Genomic DNA, 21,788 nt, shown 5'->3' with positions numbered 1-21,788 from the left:
GGTGTGTTCATACCACAGTCCCTCTTGGACAAAGGATAGGATGTTTCCAGCCTTCACCTGTGGTATAATCCCACTACCTAACAGTAACAGGAGGCACATATGCTTAACGTTGAACAAAAGCTTGAAATTCTGGAATCGTACCCGCAGCTGCAACGCAAAAATGTTTCTCTCGGTCGTGTGAATTTCCACTACGAGGACAGTGCCTACGAGAAAAAGATTGTAGCACTCCATATTCACCCGAACGGTAATGGTTATATCTATGCAGGGTTATTGCCGAACTACGATACGGATGCCAAAGGGTTCGTCAATGTCCGTGATTACTCCGAAGCGGATCTACGCACATTGCTGGATGCAACGCTCAAAGCGATGTCTCATAATCCAGACGCAGTTGAAGTGACTGAGAAAGTACCCTCTCCTAAAGAATCTGCCCCAGTCACCCTGTCATCAGGCGGTGGTATCTGGATCAATGAAGAGGGACACACACTTACGTTAAAATATGACAATGACATGTGGTGCGTGTATGCTGATCAGGAGCTGGAGATGGCTTTTGAATCACGCGGTGAAGCTGGCGAGTATCTTGAAGAGGAAGGTTTCAAACCGCAAGCTCAAGCTTAGATTAAAGTACGACCCATGTGAGAAAATAAAGAAAACACGAGGCGAGCATACGTCCTCGTGTTTTTCTTATCCCTCGTGCCTAATTACTGATGTAATTATTACTGAACATCCTCATTTGCGTTCCCCTAACGGCTTAAACTCTGTAATTCATCACAGTCAGTCTTTGCTGCTTTTGCGTACCAACAGAGCATGCTTCATCATGGGATAGGTGGACAGAAGCAGCGCGCCACCGATTACACCCAGCACCGTGAATACGAGCATTCGATTTTGATAGGCAATCCAGAGCGTGAATTGTCTCATATCTCCAAATGCAACCACCAGCGACATCACCAAGCCCAAGCCAAACAACAGAAACAGAAAGTTACGCATTCCCAGCCTGATCCAGCACACCGTCAGGAAAACGGACAAGCCAAATACCAGAAAACCAAGCATCAGGTCCATCCATAGATATGGAAGCACAAGGTAACGGGAAGAGTAGAGCATCCCCGGTTGGTACAACGTGACTTGCAGCCATCCTCCGACATTCAGCAAATGAACAAGCAGGTAGATCAAATGCAGAATGACCATCGTGCCCACAACCATACAGACTCCCATCATATAGAATGATTTCATGAATTGAATCCGAGTACTGCCCATACCGATGGCTACAGGGTAGAGCGTGACCAGACCTGCAATGGCAAAAGTACAGATCCCTCCATACATCGGCCCGAATAACTGCGAGGAATAACGGACATCAAACAGAAACCCAATGGCTACATAGACCGCTGTAAGACCAAGAGCAATGGATGTGAAGATTACCAGATATAAACGCATGTCGTCTAATATCAACCGATTCGTTCCTTTTACTGCATTCATGCTCTCACCTCCTCCTGTTTCCGCGTTACATTCACCAGATAATCCTGGAGCGTTGCTTTTTCAATGGAAAGCCCATGAAGTTGAGCCTTGGCTGCCCATTCCTTCGAATACACATCATCAATCATCACTTTGCCGGTTGTACCCATGCGAGCAGACTCGATAATATTCGTACCTACAGAGGCTAGCTCCACATCTTGAATTAACCCTGTTAGGAGAACTCCGCGTTCGCGTACTTCCTCCATAGGGCGATGATATAACACTTTTCCTTGATGGACCACAATCAGGGATTCACACAAAGGCTGTACCTCTTCAATATGATGCGTCGATATCAGAATCAGACGAGGGTTATTTTCATACGTTTCTAATAATGCTTCATAAAAAAGCTTTCGTTTCTCGGCATCGAGTCCATTTGTAGGCTCATCCATAATCGTTACACTTGCGTTACTGCACAGCCCCAGAATAATTTGAGCTGCTGTCTTCATGCCCTTCGAAAATTTACTCATCTTCTGTTTCGAAGGCAGTTCGAATGCATCGATGAGCCGCTTGGCAAGCTCCTGATCCCATTGTGAATGAAAATGTGATCCGATGGTAACCAGATCATTCATTGTCCAGCTTTTACCGAGCGGATGATTCTCTTGGATATAACATAGATGTCCTTGAGCAGACAGATTATTGTATGGGTTCTGGCCCATAATTTGAATGGTGCCACTGTCAGGGCGATTGTGTCCGGCGAGCAGACTCATCAGCGTCGTTTTACCTGCACCGTTTCTTCCCCAAATCGCACCAATGACAGGTTCATTCTCATGCAGGGTGACACTGTTCAGAATAGAGGTTTTATTCTTTTGATAGCTGTAACATACCTGCTCCATATGAATCATATTTCACTCTCCTTATCCTTCTTACCGCGAATCAGATCAATAATCATGTCCTCGTCCATACGAATACGTCTGGCTTCTTCAAGTAAAGGTTTGATGAATTCCTCGTAAAAATGCTGCTTCCGTTCGATAAGCAAGGCTTCCCTGGCTCCCTTGGCAACAAACATTCCCACTCCTCGCTGTTTGTATATGATGCCTTTGTCTACCAACTCCTGCAGCCCCTTTCGCGCCGTAGCCGGATTAATATTGTAAAAGCGTGATAGCTCATTCGTCGAGGGAACCTGCTCCTCCACCCTCAATCTGCCTTCCACAATATCATCCATGATCATCATGGCAATCTGATGGAAAATAGGCTGGGATTCATCCAAAGTCGATTTCATCTGTTACCAACTTTCATACATAATAATAATTTTTTGTGGGTCTTATCTTTGGGTCAATTTTTTATCTTTTAGTTAGTTGGTTAGTTACTCATGTAACTAACTATAGTATACAAAAACACAAATGTAAATAGACCTTTGTTAATTGATCAACTTCTCCACACGGATTCGGTTATATTGGTTCAGGAGAGCGTCAAGGACTACGGATTGTCTAATCACTTCAGGATGAAGCAGACTACCATATTGCAGGTGTATCTGATGCAGCTGTTGTCTCGCGTCTTCAATCTGTAACTTTAATTCCATACGGTCCATAGCACCCCCTCCTTTTGTCATATTTTAGCTTATTATGCCAATCAGTAGTTTATTGGGGATATGACAGATGCACCCTTCTATACGTTACTGGACCGTTTATACATACAAAAAAAGAACGCCTCTGAATTATTCAGAAGCGTTCTTTGGCTCAGGCTTATGTCCCTAAACCGTGATCATTCGTTCGGTAGATTGGGGGAGGCGTATCTTCCTTGACTGGAGATGGCCCGGTAACGGTCGGCAGGATATTCACCGCGATACTACAAGTAACTATCAGCAAAGCCAGTTTTTTCTTCATTGATTTTTTGCACCTCACCAATCAAGATTTTGTATTGCTGTATAGCAGTATCGGACGCATAATCCCTGTATTGTTCGAATAGTCCGACACTTCTAAGCATACCTCGTCCATCACTAATTTCAATAGCAAATCTTAAGCTATCCAGCACAAAATTCAAACCTTGTGCAAAGTGATCCCTCTTCAGATAATACTTGCCCAATCCAGCCAAAAGTCGGACGTAACGATCATCCGTAACCTGCTTGCTGACTTTCCCAATTCGGTTCCGCTGTTCCTGATAAGTAAAATGCGGTGCATACTCTTCTAACACATCATCGATATCCATATCGTATCGATTCGCCGCAGTAACAATATCACATAACGCAGGAAAGATCTCGTTCTCTTTCGTTGAAATGTAGGCCAGATACTGAGGAAGGATTTCGAACTGTCCAGCCATTAATTGATATATATAACGATTCCCTTCAGCCCATTCCTGAAATTGTTGAATAACAACCATTTCTTCATGATCCGGATCTTTGACCCAAGAGGAATCGGTGTATAACGAGACATATTTGAGAGCCGTCTCATAGTTGTCTAAATGGAAGTACGCACTCCCTGATGCCAAATAAGCATACATAACATAAAAAATGATAGGTCGTTTTGTTTCTTCCGCTTTCTTTCTTCCATTTAATTCATAGTGAATGGTCGCCTTCACTCGCAGTTTCTCAGATAACTCCTGCACTTTACTCCATCGGTGAAGTGAGGCAAACGCGTTAATGAGTTCATTTAATGCATCCAGTTGATAGCGTTCATCCAGCCGATCCACGTAATATTCAAATTGAGCCGCAATAATGACATTCCGCTGCTGATCATTCGACAGTCCGAGCTTAAACAGGCGATACTGACAGAGCGCAAGCCGCTCAGAATGTTGCATCTTCTCGCTTTCAGCGATCGTTTCATATAAGAGGGTTGCCGGTTTCCATTTACCAGCATGGTAGAACTCCTCCGCCACATCAAATAACATCGGGATATACGAAAGATTATCCATCATCAGACGGACGACCTCTTCGATACAGTCCAGCTTATCCAGTTCAGCACATCGATGCAAAAAAGGGCCTAACCTCCGCCAGTCCGGGGTTGCATGCACAAAGCACTCATCAATATACAGCTCATAGAAATGGCCCGCTGCAAGCTTCATGGCGGCTGTAATGCGGTCCAGTTGCTGCATGGAGATGGGTCGATTTTTATTCAAAATGTTGCTGAGTGTACCAGAATTAATTCCGGACAGATCTGAAAATAAACTGATCGACATCTGCTCACGCTTCAGATAACTTGCTAAATGATCGCGTATCGTGGTTGTTGTCGGCTTCAAGGGAACACCACCCTCCAAAATAAAAACACCAAAAGCGAGACTACAGGTACATGCAAAAGTAATTATATGTAATATGTGCGTGCTTTTCAATAAAATAATTTCAACTAATTTGTATTAATTACATTTTAACCCTTTTACAACGAAAAAGTATGCATCTATATTTTATATCGAAATGGTCTGTTCTTCCAAGACCCAACTATATAAAAAAACACGAGCCAGACAGGCTCGTGTCATTTGTCCGAATATCATTGCATATTCGGCGTATTTTCACTGTTATTCCATACTCAAAGGTTGTGAACTAAGGCAGTACATTCCCTGCAGCTCGATAGATTTCATACCACTCTGGACGAGTGAGGTGAACTTCACTTGCTTTCACACAATCTTGCAGACGTTCAATATTCATTGTGCCTGTCACAGGTTGCATCTTCGCAGGATGACGAAGCAACCACGCAATCGCAATGGTCGTATTGCTCACGTCATACTTCGAAGCGATCTCATCGATCTTTGCGTTCAATTCCGGGAATTTCTCATTACCCAGGAAGACACCCTCGAAGAATCCGTATTGGAACGGAGACCATGGCTGAATGGTGATATCATGCAGACGGCAGTAATCCAGAATGCTGCCATCTCGGTTCACCGCAGCGTCATTCTCCATATTCACGTTGATGCCGCTATCGATCATCGTCGTATTGGTAATGCTCATCTGCAGCTGGTTAGCTACAAGGGGCTGTTTGACATATTTTTTAAGCAATGCGATCTGGTTCGGATTCTGGTTGGATACGCCGAAGTGACGTACTTTTCCCTCACGCTCCAACTGATCGAATGCTTCCGCCACTTCCTCCGGTTCAACAAGTGCATCCGGGCGGTGCAAGAGCAGCACGTCCAGATATTCCGTTCTCAGACGTTGCAGAATGCCATCCACCGAATTCAGGATATGCTCTTTGGAGAAATCAAACATTCCTTTGCGAATGCCGCATTTGGATTGAAGAATCAAATTTTCACGAACCTGGGGATTCATCTGCACAGCATCAGCAAAAATCTCCTCACATGTTCCTGTGCCGTAAATATCAGCGTGATCGAAGAAATTCGCGCCAACTTCCATAGCAGAACGTACAAAATGCTCTGCGTCCTTACTGTCCAATGAATTGATTCGCATACAACCTACAGCAACTACAGGCACATCGAGTGCACTGCTGCCCAGTTTAATGGTTCTCAAGATGTTTCCCCTCCATATTCAAAAATAGTTTGTGTGCATGAGCTCTGATACATATCGGTATATGTATGTCCATGCTTGTCTTCCGTCTATGATTGTGACACATATCTGCAATCGGTTTCAATAGACTATCCCCACATTTATATGGAGAAATGATTTGTTTTAAGTAAGACTGCCCAGCCTTGAGCAACAATCCTTAATCTTTTTCCGGCACGATCACCTTCATATAACCAGGCAATACACGAATATCAATTGGCAAAGCAGGACCTTCCTCCCCATCAACATTCGTACGAATAGTTTCGTCCGAGCGAACATGCACTTCTTTGGATGCAAAATAGTGCACGTCTTTATGCTCCTTCAGATTGCCGAAGAACAGTGAAGTCCCTAAGGTCAAGCTGTTGAATACACCGATATTTCGAATCACAAAGCAGTGGATCAGCCCGTCGTCTACCTCTGCATCTGGTGACAATTTTTCGAACCCTCCGACCGAGTTGGTAAGTACCGCCACAAAAAGCGGTGACTCTCCTTCCCAGAATTGCCCGTCATATTCGATCTTCAGAACGTTTGCCTGTGTATTTACCAGATCCTTCAATCCTTCTTTCAAATAAGCGAATGATCCTAGCTTCGACTTTTCCTCTGACGAAACAGAGAATAACGCCTCCGCCAAGGAGCCGGCAGCCACCACATTGGCAAAGAGTCGCCCATTCACCATGCCGAGATCGACCAACCGGGTCTGTTCCGAACGTAACTGCTCGATCGCTTCCTCCGGGTCAAGAGAGATATGTAACGCCCTTGCAAAATCATTCACTGTTCCCAGTGGAACGATGCCTAGAAGAGGACGTTGTTCCTGATCAAGCATACCGTTGATCGTCTCATGTAATGTGCCATCTCCCCCGATCGAGATGACCAGATCACACCCATCTTTGCAGGCATGTAGACCGTAATGGGCAGCATCGCCTTCCCCGGCTGTTTCGTTCACCACGACTGCATATTGTCTGGCTTCCAGAATATCCCGAACCTGGGATACATATTGTGCTGCTTTTTCCTTGCCTGACGACGGATTGCTAATGATCATTGCTTTCCTCATTGATACATCTCCCTCTCCGCATATAACCTCTGTACATCCTTACCCTATTCGTAAAGGGGTTGAATACAGCGCGAAGCAAATATGTTGATCACCATGCAAATATTTATAATTTACACAAAGTTATACTGAAAAAGTGCAGGGCATGGCCCTTATCATATAGAATACAAGTATAGATCGATGCGCGTTTTAAATTTACTGTTCCTATGTTCCCAAGACGGGTTAATAATAAGAGATCTTATGATTTGGAGGGAAGGCATGTAATGAAGAGAATCACATTGTTATTGTTGATATGTATTCTAAGTATAGGTACCGCAGGGCAAGCGATGGCATACACCACCACTGATTCGGATCACTCCCTCATTAAAGATCCTGCGCTGGAAGAAGGGCTCAAGCTGATTTTGAACATCCCTGTAGGTGAGCCCCTGACATCTGAGGATATGAAGAATCTTCGAGTAGTGGATCTGAGCAATGCTGGCATTCAGAGTCTTTCCGGGTTGGAACATGCTGTTAATTTGACCCATCTGCGTCTCTACGGCAATGAAATCACAGATCTCACACCACTAGAACACCTGACGGAGCTCCGCGAGATTGACGTCCGCAACAATTACATTACATCCATTCAGCCTCTTGCTGCATTAGAGAAACTAGGCCGGCTATATATCAGTAACAATTCGATAACTTCCATTGACGTTGTGCGGGAATTTTCCAGATTACATACACTGCACGCCAGCGGCAATCAGATTTTAAGCCTGAGCGCGCTAACAGAGCTACGTTCGCTAAAATGGCTCGAAATCTCTAATAATTTTATTACGGATCTTACACCACTTACGGAACAGACCGAGCTGAAGCGGTTGAATGTGGCAAACAACCATATCTCATCACTCGATGCTCTCACGACTCTACCCAATACACTGCAAGAGCTGAATGTGGCAGGTAACCATATATCGCACCTTGCCCCCCTGAGCCACATGACAGAATTACGGAAACTGGATATCTCGGGCAACCAGATCCAGCAATTGAGCGACATCGAAGCATTAACCAATGTAACCGAGCTGAATGCGGAGTCCAATCAGATCTACGATCTGGAGCCGTTGCGTAATTTAACCAAACTAAACGTCTTGAAGCTGTCCAACAACCGGATCTGGGATCTGTCACCGCTCTCGGATTTATCTTTTACAGCCGATAATTCAGGTGCACAAAGCGTAGACAATATCTCCGCGTCCGCCTCTATGTCTTTAAGCTCACCAAACGTAACGACAGAAACAGCTGCTACCGGGCTTACTGTACATAACAATTATCTGGATGTGACGAGTGGAAGTCACACGATGCAGCTCCTCAACCAGATGAATGTCAGAGAACAGAAACGTACACCGCAAGGGCGTTTTCAACGACTGATTGAAGGATCTACTACAGCCTATGTGGGTGACCGGGCGTATGAACTGGATGCACCTCCTTTTATTGATAAAGGCCGGACCTATGTGCCTCTTCGCTTTGTATCCGAGCATTTGAATGCTCATGTGAACTGGAACAGCGGTACACGTGAAGCAGTGATTACACAAGCGGATCAAACGATTCGCTGGAGCGTAAGCAACAAGCAGGTCACCATTAACGATGAACCCATCATGAATGATGCTCCATTGTTGATGAAGGATGGCAATGCCTATGTTCCGATTCGATTTATCTCAGAACAGCTTCATACAACCGTTGGATATATCGCCAATAGTAAAACGATTCTGATCTTTGAAAACAAATAACCATATCCCCGCTGATTTCTTAGCGGGGATTTTTTTCTGTATTTTGAGGAATAGGGTATATCGTGTTGCCTATATAGTGATTCTTTAATTACAACCACCTTAGGTATTATAGGTATGGTGACCCCCTCGTTTACAATCGATGATTGTGTATTAATACGCTCTCCACCTTGGATTAGGGTAAATATTGCACGGATTAGCACATCTGCTTTTGCAGTGGAAGTTGGTATACTGAACGTAATCAAGTGGATTACTTACCAGCCTACGAGGAGGATCATCATATGACGTTTACGTTTAACGGATATTCCACTACACCTACAGAGCCGTGGAACGAGTTATCGTTTTCAACCAATCATGAAAGCGCCAACTTAAAACTGACCGGTGAACAGCATCAGCTTGTCGAAGGCTTCGGCGGCTGTTTCAATGAGCTTGGTTATTTGGCTTTGGCCCATCTAAGTGACGAGCAGCGACATGAAGTAATGCACTCCCTCTTCCACCCGGAAGGGGAGCATCGGTTCACAATCTGTCGCCTGCCGATTGGCGCGAGTGATTATGCAGAGCAGTGGTATAGCCACAACGAAGTAGACGGAGATGTGGCCATGGACCATTTTTCCATCGAACGGGATTTCAAATATCTGATCCCTTATATCAAGGAAGCTTTGAGTTATTACCCGGATTTGCAGTTATTCGCATCACCATGGAGTCCGCCAACCTGGATGAAGTTCCCCAAAGCCTACAACTACGGAACACTGCGTTGGGAAAAGGAAATTCTCGAAGCCTACGCTTTGTATTTTGTGAAGTTTGTTGAAGCTTACCGCGAAGCGGGCATTACGATTCATCAGGTACATGTGCAGAACGAAGTGATCGCGGATCAGAAGTTCCCCTCCTGCATGTGGACAGGTGAGCAACTACGCGAATTTATCGCGGATTATCTGGGGCCAGCTTTTGAGAAACATGGGCTGGATACGGAAATCTGGCTCGGAACCATTAATGCACCTGATCCGTGGGAAGAACTGATGAAAAAGAAAACAACCGGATTCGATGAATACGCCGGGCTGGTGCTCAGCGATCCCAAAGCCTACTCCTATATCAAAGGGGTCGGATATCAATGGGCCGGCAAACATGCCATTCAACGCACCGTTGCTAGTTACCCGGAGCTTCGCTATATGCAAACCGAGAATGAATGCGGGGATGGTAACAACTCGTGGAACTACGCCAAGCACGTATATAACCTCTATCAGCACTATTTCAGTAATGGCGTCAACGCCTATATCTATTGGAATATGGTGCTTGAGCCCAAAGGGCGCAGTACATGGGGCTGGGAGCAAAACTCAATGATCACCGTTGATCCTGCAAGTAAGGACGTCACTCGTAATCCAGAGTATTATGTCATGAAACATTTTGCTCATCATATCGTTAACGGTGCTCGCCGGCTGGGTCTCTCTGGAGCATGGAGCGGCAAAGCCGTTGCTTTCCGCAACCCGGATAACAGTCTCGTTATCGTTGTTAACAATCCGTTCCCGGATCGCCGTGACCTTCACTTGACGTTCGCCGAAGGACAAACGATTCATGTGCAGCTAGAAGCCGATTCCTTTAACAGTATGGTGATTACAGCGAATTAAAACACTATGTAGAATGGCATGAAATGCAAACATGGCATGATGCTGCTACAAGCCAAAGATCCTGTCCCACATCGTAACGGGACAGGAATCTTTTTTGAGGGGATAATGCAGGTTAACTGATTTTAACAGATAGAGTGAATAAATTCTGCTTGTACTTGTACTAAAGTTTATACAAATGCCAACTCTAAGGTCTGTACCTGGGCTTATGGATTGTTCGCCAGGTAGGTTTTCAGCCACTGCATTGCAGGACGCTCTGTGCCGTTGCTTCTTACCAGGTGGGAACCACTAGTCCAAGTTTGGTTTTCGTTGTAACCCCACAGCGTAACACCTTTAACAGCCGGGTGCTTCCAGAGTACCGGGAATTTTTGTTGGTAACGTTGCAACTGGGTATTGTCATCGCCAGTCATGTCCAGCTCGGATACATACACTGGAAGGCCAGTCGCTTGCAGTTTGTTCAGAACGGTGTTCATCGTGTTCACAGATACGTTGTCCATATTGAAGTAGTGCGCTTGAATACCGATGCCATCAACAAGGCCTCTGTTTTTCAGCAAGTTGATAATTTGGATATATTGATCTGCTTTGGCAGGATCACCGATAATACCATATTCATTGATCAGCAATTTGGAATTCGGGAAAGCTTGTCTTGCTTGCTCAAAGGACCAGATGACCCAATCCCAACCTGTCTGTCCATCTCCACCAATCGCATTGCGGAAGGCTGGCTTTGCATGCAACGGCTCATTGACTACGTCAACATATTCCGCTTGGGAATAACGTTGTCCTGCAGCACGAATCCATTGAATCACTTCGGCTCTTTGATCATTAGCAGAAAGGCCGTTAATCCAGTTAGGTGCCTGACTTCCCCAAACAAGGGTGTGGAATTTGAAAGGCATTTTATTGTTTTTCGCATAGTTGTAAGCCATATCTGCCTGGCCCCAGTTCATCACATTACGTGTGCCTTCTACCGCACCCCATTTGGTGGAGTTCTCTGGCGTGACCTGATTCCAGTACGGACTGAAATTGTTTGGTACCTGGCTAGCTATAATATTCCCCAGGAATTTACTGCCTTTAGCCAATCCGGCACTGACACTGCCCACCGCGACTGACGCGGCCAGCACACCTGCCAGAGCAAGCGTACCTACCGTCTTAAACCATTTGGACTTCAACATAATATTCCTCCTTGGTTGGGTTTATTTTATAAAGCGCTTACAAGGACATCATAATGGATAATTTTGGTTTTATACACATATAAAACATACTATTTACTTTGAAAAGTATACTTCCTATTGCTTTATCTATTTTCCCTACTTTACTCCACTGTATTGAACATATATGTTACATCAGCGTTTACATTGCGTTGATGTTTCTCTAGTATGGAATGATACATATAAATACACACACTAGATAAGTTGAGCTATTTTTTTGTATAGAAACAACTCTAGTTCAACTTATCTACGACACAAAGGAGATTACACATGCGTGCACTTGTTTTGAAACGTTTCGCCAGTTGGTCATTATCTATTCTATTAGGCACTTCTTTACTGCTCGCTCCGCTCGCTGCGGAAGACGCTCACGCAGCTGAAGCTAATCCGGAGACTAAAATCACTTTGCTTGGCACATCTGATATTCATGGTCGCTTCATGCCATGGGACTATGCGCTGGACGGGCCAAACCCGGCTGGTAGTATGACCCAGCTCTATACGATGGTAAAAAAAGTTCGTTCTGAGAACCCTAACACCATCCTGCTCGATGCGGGAGATATGATTCAGGACAACTCAGCTGAGCTGTTCAATGATCAACCCCAGTCACCAATGATGGTGGCCATGAACGAGATGAACTATGATGCCTGGGTTATGGGTAACCATGAATTTAACTTTGGCTTAGATGTGCTGGAGAAAATCTCCTCGCAGTTCAAAGGCCAAGCGCTTGTCGGTAACATTTTCAAAGAAAACGGCGACCGTTACATGCCTGCTTATACTATTATTGAGCGGGACGGTATCAAAGTAGGCGTTATTGGTATGAATACCCCGATGATTACTGAATTTGAAAAAGGAACCGATCACCTGGATGGTGTCATTGTCAAAGACCCTGTAGAAGAGACTCGCAAAGCCATAGCTGAGCTGAAAGGCAAAGTGGATGTGATGGTTGGTCTCATGCATATGGGACTGGATAACGAGAACGGGAAACCAGGAACCGGCGTCACAGACATTGCCAATGCCAACCCGGAGCTGGCTGCTATTTTTGCCGGACATATGCATCAGCTGATTGAATCACAGACGGTGAACGGCGTGCTGATCTCCGAGCCCAACAAATACGGTACACACATGTCACGTATTGACCTGACGTTTGCTAAAGAGAACGGTAAGGTTGTGCTGAAGAGTAAAGAAGCGAAGGCACTCGCTGTCAAAAAAGCAGACGGTACTTATGAAGTTTCCGATCCTTCCTTGGAAAAAACACTGCACCCGTTCCATGAGTTCGCCCGTGCCGACGCCAACATTGAGGTAGCTGAATTAAAAGGAACCAATCTGGTACCTGCAGATGAGATCAGAGGCATCCCTGCTGTGCAGATTCAGGAAACGCCCCTGTCTGATTTTTTCACCGAGGTCATGCTCCATTATAGTGATGCTGACGTTGTTGCCCATCAGATCGATAATGACAAAGCCAAACTGGACGTTGGCCCGATCAAGAAAAAAGATATTTCGTTTAACTACCAGTACACATTTGGTGAAGTGACGGTATACGAAGTGACCGGACGTGATCTGAAGGAATACATGGAATGGTCTGCAGGATACTTTAACTCTACTCGCCCCGGAGATGTAACCATCAGCTTTGATCCGAAGCGACGTGCTTCCAAGTACAGCACCGATGACTTCTTCGGCGGTGTGACCTATGAGATCGATCTGACCAAGCCATATGGCAGCCGCATTACCCATTTGAAGTATAATAACGGAAAAACGGTTCAGGCAGATGATACACTCAAGCTCGGTATGAATGCTTATCGAATGGAGGCACTGGTTGCCAAAGGCGGAGCACTTGAAGGACGTAAGTTCAAACAACTCTGGTCTTCTAAGGATGCTTCGGCCTTTGGTGAGATTCAAGGCACGATCCGCAATCTGTCTATCGCATATCTGAAAGACGTGATGAAAGGCGTCTACGAACCGAATATTCAGCATAATTGGAAAATCACTGGTGTAGACCTGACTGCACCGGAACGTGCAGATGTCGTAGAACTTATTAATGCTGGCGTTATGACTGTGCCGACAACGGAAGATGGCAAGTACACCAATATTGCCTCCATTAACATTTTGGATGCTATAACTGAAGATGAGATGCAAGCCCTATCTTCCAAAGCAGGGGTAGATGCAAGCCAGTTCAAAGGCGTAAAAACGAAGGGGGCCTTCTACCAGCAGTTAAATAAGGCTCGCAAGGCTACACAAGGCCAAGGCAATGCTGGGACTTCCCCGTCTCCAGCACCTGCACCGGAGGAACCAGTAACTTCAGCGAAGCCAAAACCAACTCCGGTTCCTACACCTGGAGCGCCAAAGCCAGGCACTCCGAAACCAGGTAAACCACCTGTGTCTTCAGACAACGGCAAGCCAAGTGTCGCAGTTTCAGGCAAACAAGCCAAGGTTACGGCCGCTCATCTGAATGTACGTGCGGGTGCATCCTCCCGATCTAAAGTGATTACTTCTGTGCCACAAGGTACGATGCTTGAGGTAGTTAGCACAGGCCATGCCTATGGCTGGGTCAAAGTGAAGCTGAATGGACAGATGGCATACGTATATGGAAAATATGTAAGCATTTCAAAATAACACTGTATGTATCAAGGCGATGCACCCATGTAATGATGGAGGTATCGTCTTTTTATTAATTTTCTTAATATGGGTTTACTATCGAGGAAGCTCTCTGTAGAATGATACAAATCGTTTCACGTGGAACGTTGCACATATAAGGACGATCATAGAATCTCCTCATACCCTGATTTAATGGCGACATATCTTCTAACGATCTCCAGAAACGCTATTTAGGCGAATTTTCGTATTTTTATTTTCTAACGATCTCAGGAACTCAGGAAACCTTATTTTAGGAAAATGAATTGAAATCGAGCATTTTTATCATATTTTTAGCAAAATAAGCTCTCTGGTGATCGTTACAATTTAAGAAATCCCTATATGGCTCAAATAAGCTCATGTCAGATCGTTAGAAAGTGCGGTTGCGGGTAATGATCGTGACTACCTTCACCTGTATGGATGGTAAACTGCTATTCAGAACGTGAGTCTCTTTATTTGCCACGCGCTTTTCGTGCACATAGAGTATAATAGGCAGGTATATGTTACATGTACGGTGCAATGCTGGTAAGTAAGATCATTCACATCCTTACTGAGACCAAAATAACGTGAGCAAACTGCATTTCAAAACTAAACGCAAAAGAGGTAAACGATGAGTAAGCAGCATTTTAAAGATTATGGCCTGGGGGAAGAAATCGTCAGAGCACTGGACAGCCTGGGTTACGAGAATCCCACCGAAGTTCAGACCCGGGTTATTCCCGTTGCTCTGGAGAATCAAGACCTTGTTGTGAAATCACAGACAGGCAGCGGCAAAACAGCCGCATACGGCATACCGCTCTGTGAGCTGGTGGACTGGAATGAAAATAAACCACAGGCCCTGATTCTGACTCCCACACGGGAGTTGGCCCTGCAAGTCAACGAAGATATTACTAACATTGGCCGCTTTAAACGTATTAAAGCAACCGCACTGTATGGGCAGTCTCCTTTTCACATTCAAAAAGCTGAGCTGAAGCAACGAACCCATGTGGCTGTCGGTACACCAGGCCGGGTTCTGGATCATATTGAACGGGGGACGCTGCCGCTGGATCGCATCGCATATCTGGTCATTGATGAAGCAGATGAGATGCTGAACATGGGCTTTATTGAGACGGTACAAGCGATTATTCAGGCATTGCCGCAGGAACGGACAACTATGCTGTTCTCGGCAACGTTCCCGGAAGATGTAGCGAAGCTTTCACGTCAATACATGAACACCCCTGTAGAAATCGAGATTAAGGCTAGCGGACTGACTACAGCAACGATTGAACATGCCGTGATTCGCACTTCCGAAGTGAACAAAACTGCGCTGCTTCAGGACTTGTTTATTACAGAAAACCCGGACAGCTGCATTGTATTTTGCCGCACACAGGAGAATGTCGATAAGCTGTTCCGCGTGTTGGCTGATCTGGACTATCCAGCGGATCGTATCCACGGCGGCATGGAGCAGGATGAGCGAATCGAAGTTATGAACGCCTTCAGACGTGGACAATTCCGCTATCTGATCGCCACTGACGTTGCTGCGCGTGGGATTGATATCACGAACATCACCCATGTCATCAATTATGATATCCCCCTTGAAAAAGAGAGCTATGTTCACCGTACAGGCCGCACGGGCCGTGCAGGTAAAACGGGCAGAGCCTTTACTTTGGTAACTCCGAAGGACGGCAGACGTCTTGCGGAGATTGAATCCTACATCGGATTCGAGATCCCTGTGATCAAAGCGCCTTCAGAAGATGAGGTAGATCGCCACCGGGAAGCATTCGAGAAACGCCTCAAGATCGCACCTGAACGCAAAAAGGACAAGCGTGAGCAGTTGAACCAGCAGATCATGAAGCTCAACTTCAACGGAGGTAAGAAGAAAAAACTTCGTGCAGTTGATTTTGTAGGAACGATTGCGAAGATTGAAGGCGTAAGTGCAGACGATATCGGGATAATCACGATTCTGGATAACGTGACGGATGTGGAAATTCTGAATGGCAAAGGCCCGCTTGTGCTGGAAGTCATGCAACACACCACAATCAAACGCATGCAGCTCAAAGTGCGCAAGGGCCATAAAAATTAACGAAGAAGCGATAAAACAACGGGCAACGAAGGAAGAAACGAATTCATTCGCTCGCTTATGAACTCGAAGCAGAACCAGGGACAAAGACTTTTGGAGTCTGCCCCTGGTTTTTTTATCTGAATATACAAATGAAATTTAAATCCCTAGAATGGCTTTAGATCTCAACTCATTTTCAAATCCCACACCATCATTTTTCAAATCTACTTTTTCTTCTTGCGCACCGCTCCATCGTGGATAGAATACCGAAACAACTTATCCTCCGCGCTACCTTCATCATCCATCACTTGAAAGGTCTCCGCATCCGCCGTTCTGTATACCCCTCCTGTCACAAAACTGAATACAGCCTGATCATCCTTGCCCCAATACCTGTTCAACATGACAAAAGATGCTCCATCGATGCCTTTTACGGTACGTTTGCCATTGGCATTATACAGCCCATTGCGATCCATAGCCCAGCTCTGGGGATCAGCTTCGAGCAGATGAGTAAAGCTGGCACGATCTATCTTTTTATTGGCTATGCCCCACGGATATACCTGATTCGCATCTACAGCCCAACTGCCCGATGGGGTAAGCAACTCAAAGGTTGCCGCATCCGCTCCCTTGATCCGTTGAAGCACATCGTCAGGATGACCGAAAGGCTGACGGGTACGCGCATACTGCGCATGATATACGTCCTTCTTATCTCTGGATAAACCCAGATGCTCCGTACCACCTAACACTTCAAATGTGGATACATCAGCCCCCTCAATACGGTACCCGTTGTAATACACATGCTGCTTGTCCCGCCCAAATCGTCCTCCAAGTGACTCGAAGCTGTCCGGATCTGCTTCACGGATAATACGCCACTGAAAATAAACCCGATTCCGGTCACGCGCAAATTGTCCATCTAGCGGTTCAAATGAACTCTGATCCGCTCCGCGAACCAGATGGAAGGTTTCTTTACCCTCTCGCCTGTACCCACCGCCAAACTCTGTCCGATAGAATAAGGAGGTTGCTGTAACATACCAATTCCAAGCAAGCTGCACCGCATCATCTGCACGATGAACATAATCGGCCTGCCACCAGCCGGGTATATCTGGATAATGCTCCCGCAACCAATCTACGATCTCATGTTTATAATCATTGGCATAACGAAGGCCGCTCGACAAGTGAAACAAATGATCCAGATCCGTACAGTAATCATGCTGCGCAATGGCTGCACTTGTATCGATTTCATCGAACACATGAAAATGCTGGCTGTCTTTGACATACAACTGGTGTTTATCCTTTGCAAAATAAGGTGTCCCTGGCAACAGCTCAAAGCTACCTGGATCGGAGGGAGAAACGGGCATGTCCTCCAGATAGACATACTGCGAATCAGAACTGTAGTCCTCGTGCACAACGCGGAATGCTTCTGTATCTTGACTGAACAAACGGGCCTTGTTCGTACGCGCATCGAACCACCATATGCCCTGGTGATCCATAAGGTAGGCAAATGTCAGCCAGCCTTTGGGGTAGGTCGATAAGACTTCGAAACCATCAGCAGTAATTCCGCCTTTGACCAGCACCGTCTCTTCGTCCTCTTTCTGTAAGACCACTAGAGCATTCGCATTGATCACAAAGCGATCCATAACCGTTCCCCCTTCAATCCATGGCTATATCGTCAGAAATTATAAGTGTGAGCCACCACTGGCGTCCAAACATTGTCCTGTCATCCAGCGACTATCTGCAGAGGCAAGAAATGCAGCGATATCAGCCACATCCTCGGGTTCTCCCCAGCGATTCATTACAGAGAGCCCGGCTGCATACGCCTGTCCCTGTGGGTTCGTAAGTGTTCCTGCATTCATCTCGGTATTAATGATCCCCGGTTGTATGGCGTTAACCCTGATCTGGCGGCTTCCCAGTTCTTTGGCTAGCAGCTTCGTGAACGTATCCATGGCCCCTTTGGTCATACTATAAGCAAACACTCCTGGAGAAGCTACGCGTGTAACAAAAGAGGAAATATTGATGATACACCCTCCATCCCGAAGTCGAGAGACGGCCTGCTGTGTCACAAATAGCGGTGCTTTTACATTAATTCTCATGACATCCTCAAAAGATTCTTCCGTCGTTTCCTCCAAGCTAAGGACTTGCCCTATGCCAGCATTATTGACCAGAATATCCAACTTTCCTTCTTGTTTGTGCTTCCGAACAGCAGCATCGACCTTGGAAAACAATGCATAAATGCCATCCATTGTACTTAAATCAGCTCCAATGGCCTGTCCCTGCCCGCCATGGTCTATGATGTGCCTCACCACACTTTCCGCTCCCGCCTGCCTTGTTGCAAAATGCACAAGAACGTATGCCCCCTCCTGTGCCAGACGGATCGCAATACTTCGCCCAATACCTCTGCTCGCACCTGTTACTAAGGCTACTTGTCCTTCCAGTCTTCTGCATGTCTCGTTCATAACGTCATCCCCTTCAATGAATAATATGACCTTCTCAAAGGCTCAGGACAGTTATATCACGAGACGACAATCACAATCTTGCTCTTATATTCGAGCGATACCTCAATCACTTGTACAGTCCCAATCGGTGATGAAGCTGCTCTCGAATCTCTGTCGGATTGCTCACTTTAACGATCAGCGAAGGTGTGTACTGCTGCTGCATGATTTCATAAGAAAATTCCGGACGGGATGATGAGGAAACCGTCTGAAACAACTGATAGAAATATAGGCCATTCGGTTCGTCTGAACCTCTATACTTATACGGTGCCTGATAAATCAGGTAAGGAAATTGGGCCAGATCAGGCTTAGAAGGTCTCTTTTTCTCGTTATCCGACAACAGACTTATCCATCGTGGATCATCGACCATATCCTCAATTAAGTTATAACGAGATGCCTTCATTGTCACATTCTCCAATATTAATTCAGTCACATCGGCTGTATTCTCTCTCGCAAAACCATATACGAATCCTGCCTGACTCGGCTCCTCGCTATGATCGGTGCGGCTCAAACAGGCAAAGTACAATGCGCGTAGCGGCGACGCTGTAAGTTCCAGCAAATTCGTAGGCAGGCCCTCGTGATGACACCAGGCCAGCACATGCCCGCGCTCCCACTCTCCTGCTTGATCTGCCATATCTCGGACATAATCATTTACTGCATCCACATAGTAATCAGGATTATTTCGAATCAGCCTAACGATACTGGATCGGAGTAGAGACGAAGATAACGAGGCATATGCCTTGTCTTCTCCACGATAATAATACCCGTCCTGACCGTTAGGTAACTCTTCGATCATCGCTATATAGTCTTCTACCGAATTTACCTCATAGTGTACGACATTACTCATAGCACCCAGCACCTCCAGCGCCAAAATATGTTTTATCCTTCATTTCCCTACAAAGATACTACCATTTACATACGAATTCATCTGATATCCGGCTTCATATCACAGTAAACAGGGACGGAATTCATGCTCTTGCCGCTTATTCTTCGTAAGATATTGCTAAGTTCAACAATCTCTGAATTGTTCACTTGCTAAATATTGTAAATCAACTACAATAGATTTGAAAGCGCTTTAATATCTTCTAATCTTGATGGAGGTGTACGTAATGGGAAAACGTAAAACGGTCTGGCTTCTGGTTTTCACACTCGCATTAACGATGTTTGGTCTACATCCTGAACGAAGTAGCGCGGCAAGTGTAGCAATTACCAATGGCACCGATTGGCTTGATACGGCTGGCAATCCCATTCACGCCAACAGCGGTAACATCCTGCAGGTTGGCTCAACGTATTATCTGTATGGTGAACACGCGGTAGGCGGTAAGTTTGACAGTGTGAACGTCTACACCTCAACCGATTTGAAAAATTGGACTTTTAGCAATGCCATCCTGACCAAAGGCTCCGCAACAGAACTCGCCTCCAGCAAGATTGAACGTCCCAAAGTGATCTATAATGCCTCCACCAAGCAATATGTACTCTGGGCTCATTACGAGAATGGTACAGATTATAATCTCGGCCGCGTAGCGGTAGCCACAAGCAGTACACCTAATGGCAAATTTACGTATGAGGGCAGCTTCCGCCCGCTTGACTATGAATCTCGTGACATGACTGTTTTTGTGGACACGGACGGCACAGGTTATCTCGTAACGGCCTCCCGTAAAAACGGTGGTGCGAATGATACGATGGCTATTTTTAAGATGAATGCAAGTTATACAGGGGTACAGTCTTTTGAAGGATGGCTATTCGAGAATGCATACCGAGAAGCCCCCGCTGTTGTGAAAAAGGGAAATCGCTACTACCTATTCACCTCCCAGGCCGCCGGCTGGTATCCGAATCAGGGCGCGTATGCTACAGCTACTTCAATGACCGGGCCATGGTCTGCACTAATGCCTTATGGCAATCCATCGGCCTTCGGCTCCCAGATTCATGATATTGCCACGATTCAGGGTAGCAGCACCACGTCGTATATCTATATGGCGGATCGCTGGAATCCGATGAATCTGGGCGAGCACAAGCATATCTGGTTGCCCCTTACGCTGAATGACGGCAATGGAACGGCGTCACTGGAATGGTATACCACATGGAATATTGACGCGGCAACAGGCCAGGTCACGCTGCCCCCTCTCGTCAATCATGCCCAAGGCAAGACAGCTTCCGCCAGCTCGACGGCCTCTGGCTCGTCCCCTTCCCTTGTCAATGACGGTAACTATCAGACCTCGTGGGTGGCTTCTTCCAATAGCTGGCCTGCGTGGTGGCAGGTCGATTTTGGAGCACCAAAGACAATTACGGAGATTAACACTTCGTGGTTTATGTATAAAGGTTCCGAGGGGTATTACAAATACAAAATCGAAATTAGCAACGATGGTATAAACTACTCCACGCTGGATCGCACCAATAATCTGACATATGGTTTCACCACGGATGCGGTGCATTTCACGGCCCGCTATGTGCGAATAAATATGGTCAACGCTGTCTTGTGGAACAATCCGGGCAACTGGTATACCCCAACACTGCATGAAGTCAAAATGCTGGGCCCATCCACGCCTGAAGCTACAGGCTACAGCCAGTTCACTTCACACAATGTGCCGGATCGCATGATCCGTCACGCCAATTATGTTGCTCGCATTGATGCGAATATCTCCCCGGCTCTGGATGCCCAGTTCCGCGTTGTACCGGGTCTTGCCAGCTCTACAGGTGTTTCGCTAGAGGCAATCAACCACCCTGGTTACTTCCTGAAACGCAATGCAAATAACAAAATTGTACTCGAAGCCTTCACAAACACCACCGCATATAAAGAGGATGCAACGTTCCTGATTAGCCCCGGCTGGGCTGACAGTAACAAACTTTCTTTGCAATCCTACAGTCAACCGGGATATTACATCCGACATTATGATTATGTGTTGCAGCTAGATGCCGTGAATGCCGCCAGCAATGCGACTACAAAAGGAGACGCCACGTTTGCACGGACGAATTTCTAAGCAACGATGATGTTAAAACAGCCTTTCTCCATGCTCAGCAGACTATTTCCTTCACAAGAAATAGTCTGTTTGTAGTGGAGTAGAACTTTTATGTCGGAAAGCTGACTTCCGG

General features: G+C 46.0%; 17 protein-coding genes. 6 read left to right on the top strand and 11 right to left on the bottom strand.

All coding sequences use genetic code 11. From position 1 onward, the window contains the following. Positions 1-99 precede the first annotated feature (99 nt). Positions 100-615, top strand: coding sequence for a hypothetical protein (locus tag EC604_RS09315; protein WP_123063911.1), 516 nt, complete (start codon positions 100-102; stop codon positions 613-615). A gap of 156 nt (positions 616-771) precedes the next feature. On the opposite strand, the gene EC604_RS09310 is transcribed toward EC604_RS09315, so the two are convergent. From EC604_RS09310 to EC604_RS09280, 7 genes are all read right to left on the bottom strand, one after another. Continuing rightward, positions 772-1,470, bottom strand: coding sequence for a hypothetical protein (locus EC604_RS09310; protein ID WP_123063910.1), 699 nt, complete (start codon positions 1,468-1,470; stop codon positions 772-774). Continuing rightward, on the bottom strand, positions 1,467-2,348 hold the full coding sequence (locus EC604_RS09305) for an ABC transporter ATP-binding protein (protein WP_123063909.1): 882 nt from the start codon (positions 2,346-2,348) through the stop codon (positions 1,467-1,469). Before EC604_RS09305 ends, EC604_RS09310 begins: the two co-directional genes overlap by 4 nt. Beyond that, a complete protein-coding gene (locus EC604_RS09300) occupies positions 2,345-2,725 on the bottom strand; it encodes a GntR family transcriptional regulator (protein WP_123063908.1) in 381 nt (126 codons plus the stop codon). Before EC604_RS09300 ends, EC604_RS09305 begins: the two co-directional genes overlap by 4 nt. A gap of 138 nt (positions 2,726-2,863) precedes the next feature. Continuing rightward, positions 2,864-3,034, bottom strand: a complete 171-nt coding sequence (locus tag EC604_RS09295) for an aspartyl-phosphate phosphatase Spo0E family protein (RefSeq protein ID WP_123063907.1) — start codon at positions 3,032-3,034, stop codon at positions 2,864-2,866. A 257-nt stretch (positions 3,035-3,291) separates the two neighbouring features. Continuing rightward, entirely contained in the window at positions 3,292-4,677 is a 1,386-nt protein-coding gene (locus tag EC604_RS09290) for a transcriptional regulator (protein WP_345789266.1), read from the bottom strand. Positions 4,678-4,975: 298 nt separating this feature from the next. Beyond that, positions 4,976-5,893, bottom strand: coding sequence for an aldo/keto reductase (locus tag EC604_RS09285; RefSeq protein ID WP_123063906.1), 918 nt, complete (start codon positions 5,891-5,893; stop codon positions 4,976-4,978). Positions 5,894-6,086: 193 nt separating this feature from the next. Then, the gene (locus tag EC604_RS09280) at positions 6,087-6,977 is read right to left on the bottom strand and encodes a diacylglycerol/lipid kinase family protein (RefSeq protein ID WP_123063905.1); all 891 of its coding nucleotides are present in this window, start codon (positions 6,975-6,977) and stop codon (positions 6,087-6,089) included. Positions 6,978-7,237: 260 nt separating this feature from the next. Here EC604_RS09280 and EC604_RS09275 point away from each other — a divergent pair, with 260 nt between their 5' ends. Further along, the gene (locus EC604_RS09275; protein ID WP_161556894.1) at positions 7,238-8,731 is read left to right on the top strand and encodes a leucine-rich repeat domain-containing protein; all 1,494 of its coding nucleotides are present in this window, start codon (positions 7,238-7,240) and stop codon (positions 8,729-8,731) included. Positions 8,732-9,009: 278 nt separating this feature from the next. Then, a complete protein-coding gene (locus tag EC604_RS09270) occupies positions 9,010-10,350 on the top strand; it encodes a glycoside hydrolase family 30 protein (RefSeq protein ID WP_123063903.1) in 1,341 nt (446 codons plus the stop codon). A 203-nt stretch (positions 10,351-10,553) separates the two neighbouring features. Here the strand turns inward: EC604_RS09270 and EC604_RS09265 are convergent, their stop codons facing one another. Continuing rightward, positions 10,554-11,516, bottom strand: a complete 963-nt coding sequence (locus tag EC604_RS09265; RefSeq protein ID WP_123063902.1) for an endo-1,4-beta-xylanase — start codon at positions 11,514-11,516, stop codon at positions 10,554-10,556. Between the two features lie 306 nt (positions 11,517-11,822). On the opposite strand from EC604_RS09265, the gene EC604_RS09260 reads away from it, so the two are divergent. Both EC604_RS09260 and EC604_RS09255 read left to right on the top strand, forming a co-directional pair. Next, the gene (locus tag EC604_RS09260) at positions 11,823-14,159 is read left to right on the top strand and encodes a 5'-nucleotidase C-terminal domain-containing protein (RefSeq protein ID WP_123063901.1); all 2,337 of its coding nucleotides are present in this window, start codon (positions 11,823-11,825) and stop codon (positions 14,157-14,159) included. Positions 14,160-14,787: 628 nt separating this feature from the next. Further along, positions 14,788-16,236 carry a DEAD/DEAH box helicase gene (locus EC604_RS09255; RefSeq protein WP_123063900.1) on the top strand — a complete coding sequence of 483 codons (1,449 nt, stop codon included), beginning with the start codon at positions 14,788-14,790 and terminating at the stop codon, positions 16,234-16,236. A gap of 200 nt (positions 16,237-16,436) precedes the next feature. Here EC604_RS09255 and EC604_RS09250 read toward each other — a convergent pair whose 3' ends face one another. From EC604_RS09250 to EC604_RS09240, 3 genes are all read right to left on the bottom strand, one after another. Next, positions 16,437-17,846, bottom strand: a complete 1,410-nt coding sequence (locus tag EC604_RS09250) for a DKNYY domain-containing protein (RefSeq protein ID WP_123063899.1) — start codon at positions 17,844-17,846, stop codon at positions 16,437-16,439. A gap of 39 nt (positions 17,847-17,885) precedes the next feature. Continuing rightward, a complete protein-coding gene (locus tag EC604_RS09245) occupies positions 17,886-18,662 on the bottom strand; it encodes an SDR family oxidoreductase (protein WP_123063898.1) in 777 nt (258 codons plus the stop codon). Between the two features lie 106 nt (positions 18,663-18,768). Then, a complete protein-coding gene (locus EC604_RS09240) occupies positions 18,769-19,545 on the bottom strand; it encodes an FRG domain-containing protein (RefSeq protein WP_123063897.1) in 777 nt (258 codons plus the stop codon). A 313-nt stretch (positions 19,546-19,858) separates the two neighbouring features. Here EC604_RS09240 and EC604_RS09235 point away from each other — a divergent pair, with 313 nt between their 5' ends. Continuing rightward, positions 19,859-21,676 carry an AbfB domain-containing protein gene (locus tag EC604_RS09235; protein ID WP_429350249.1) on the top strand — a complete coding sequence of 606 codons (1,818 nt, stop codon included), beginning with the start codon at positions 19,859-19,861 and terminating at the stop codon, positions 21,674-21,676. The last annotated feature ends 112 nt before the right edge of the window (positions 21,677-21,788 follow it).

Origin of the sequence: Paenibacillus amylolyticus (genome assembly GCF_003719335.1) — a bacterium.
GTDB classification, from domain to species: Bacteria; Bacillota; Bacilli; order Paenibacillales; family Paenibacillaceae; genus Paenibacillus; species Paenibacillus amylolyticus_D.
This window is presented reverse-complemented; position numbering and strand designations above follow the sequence as displayed.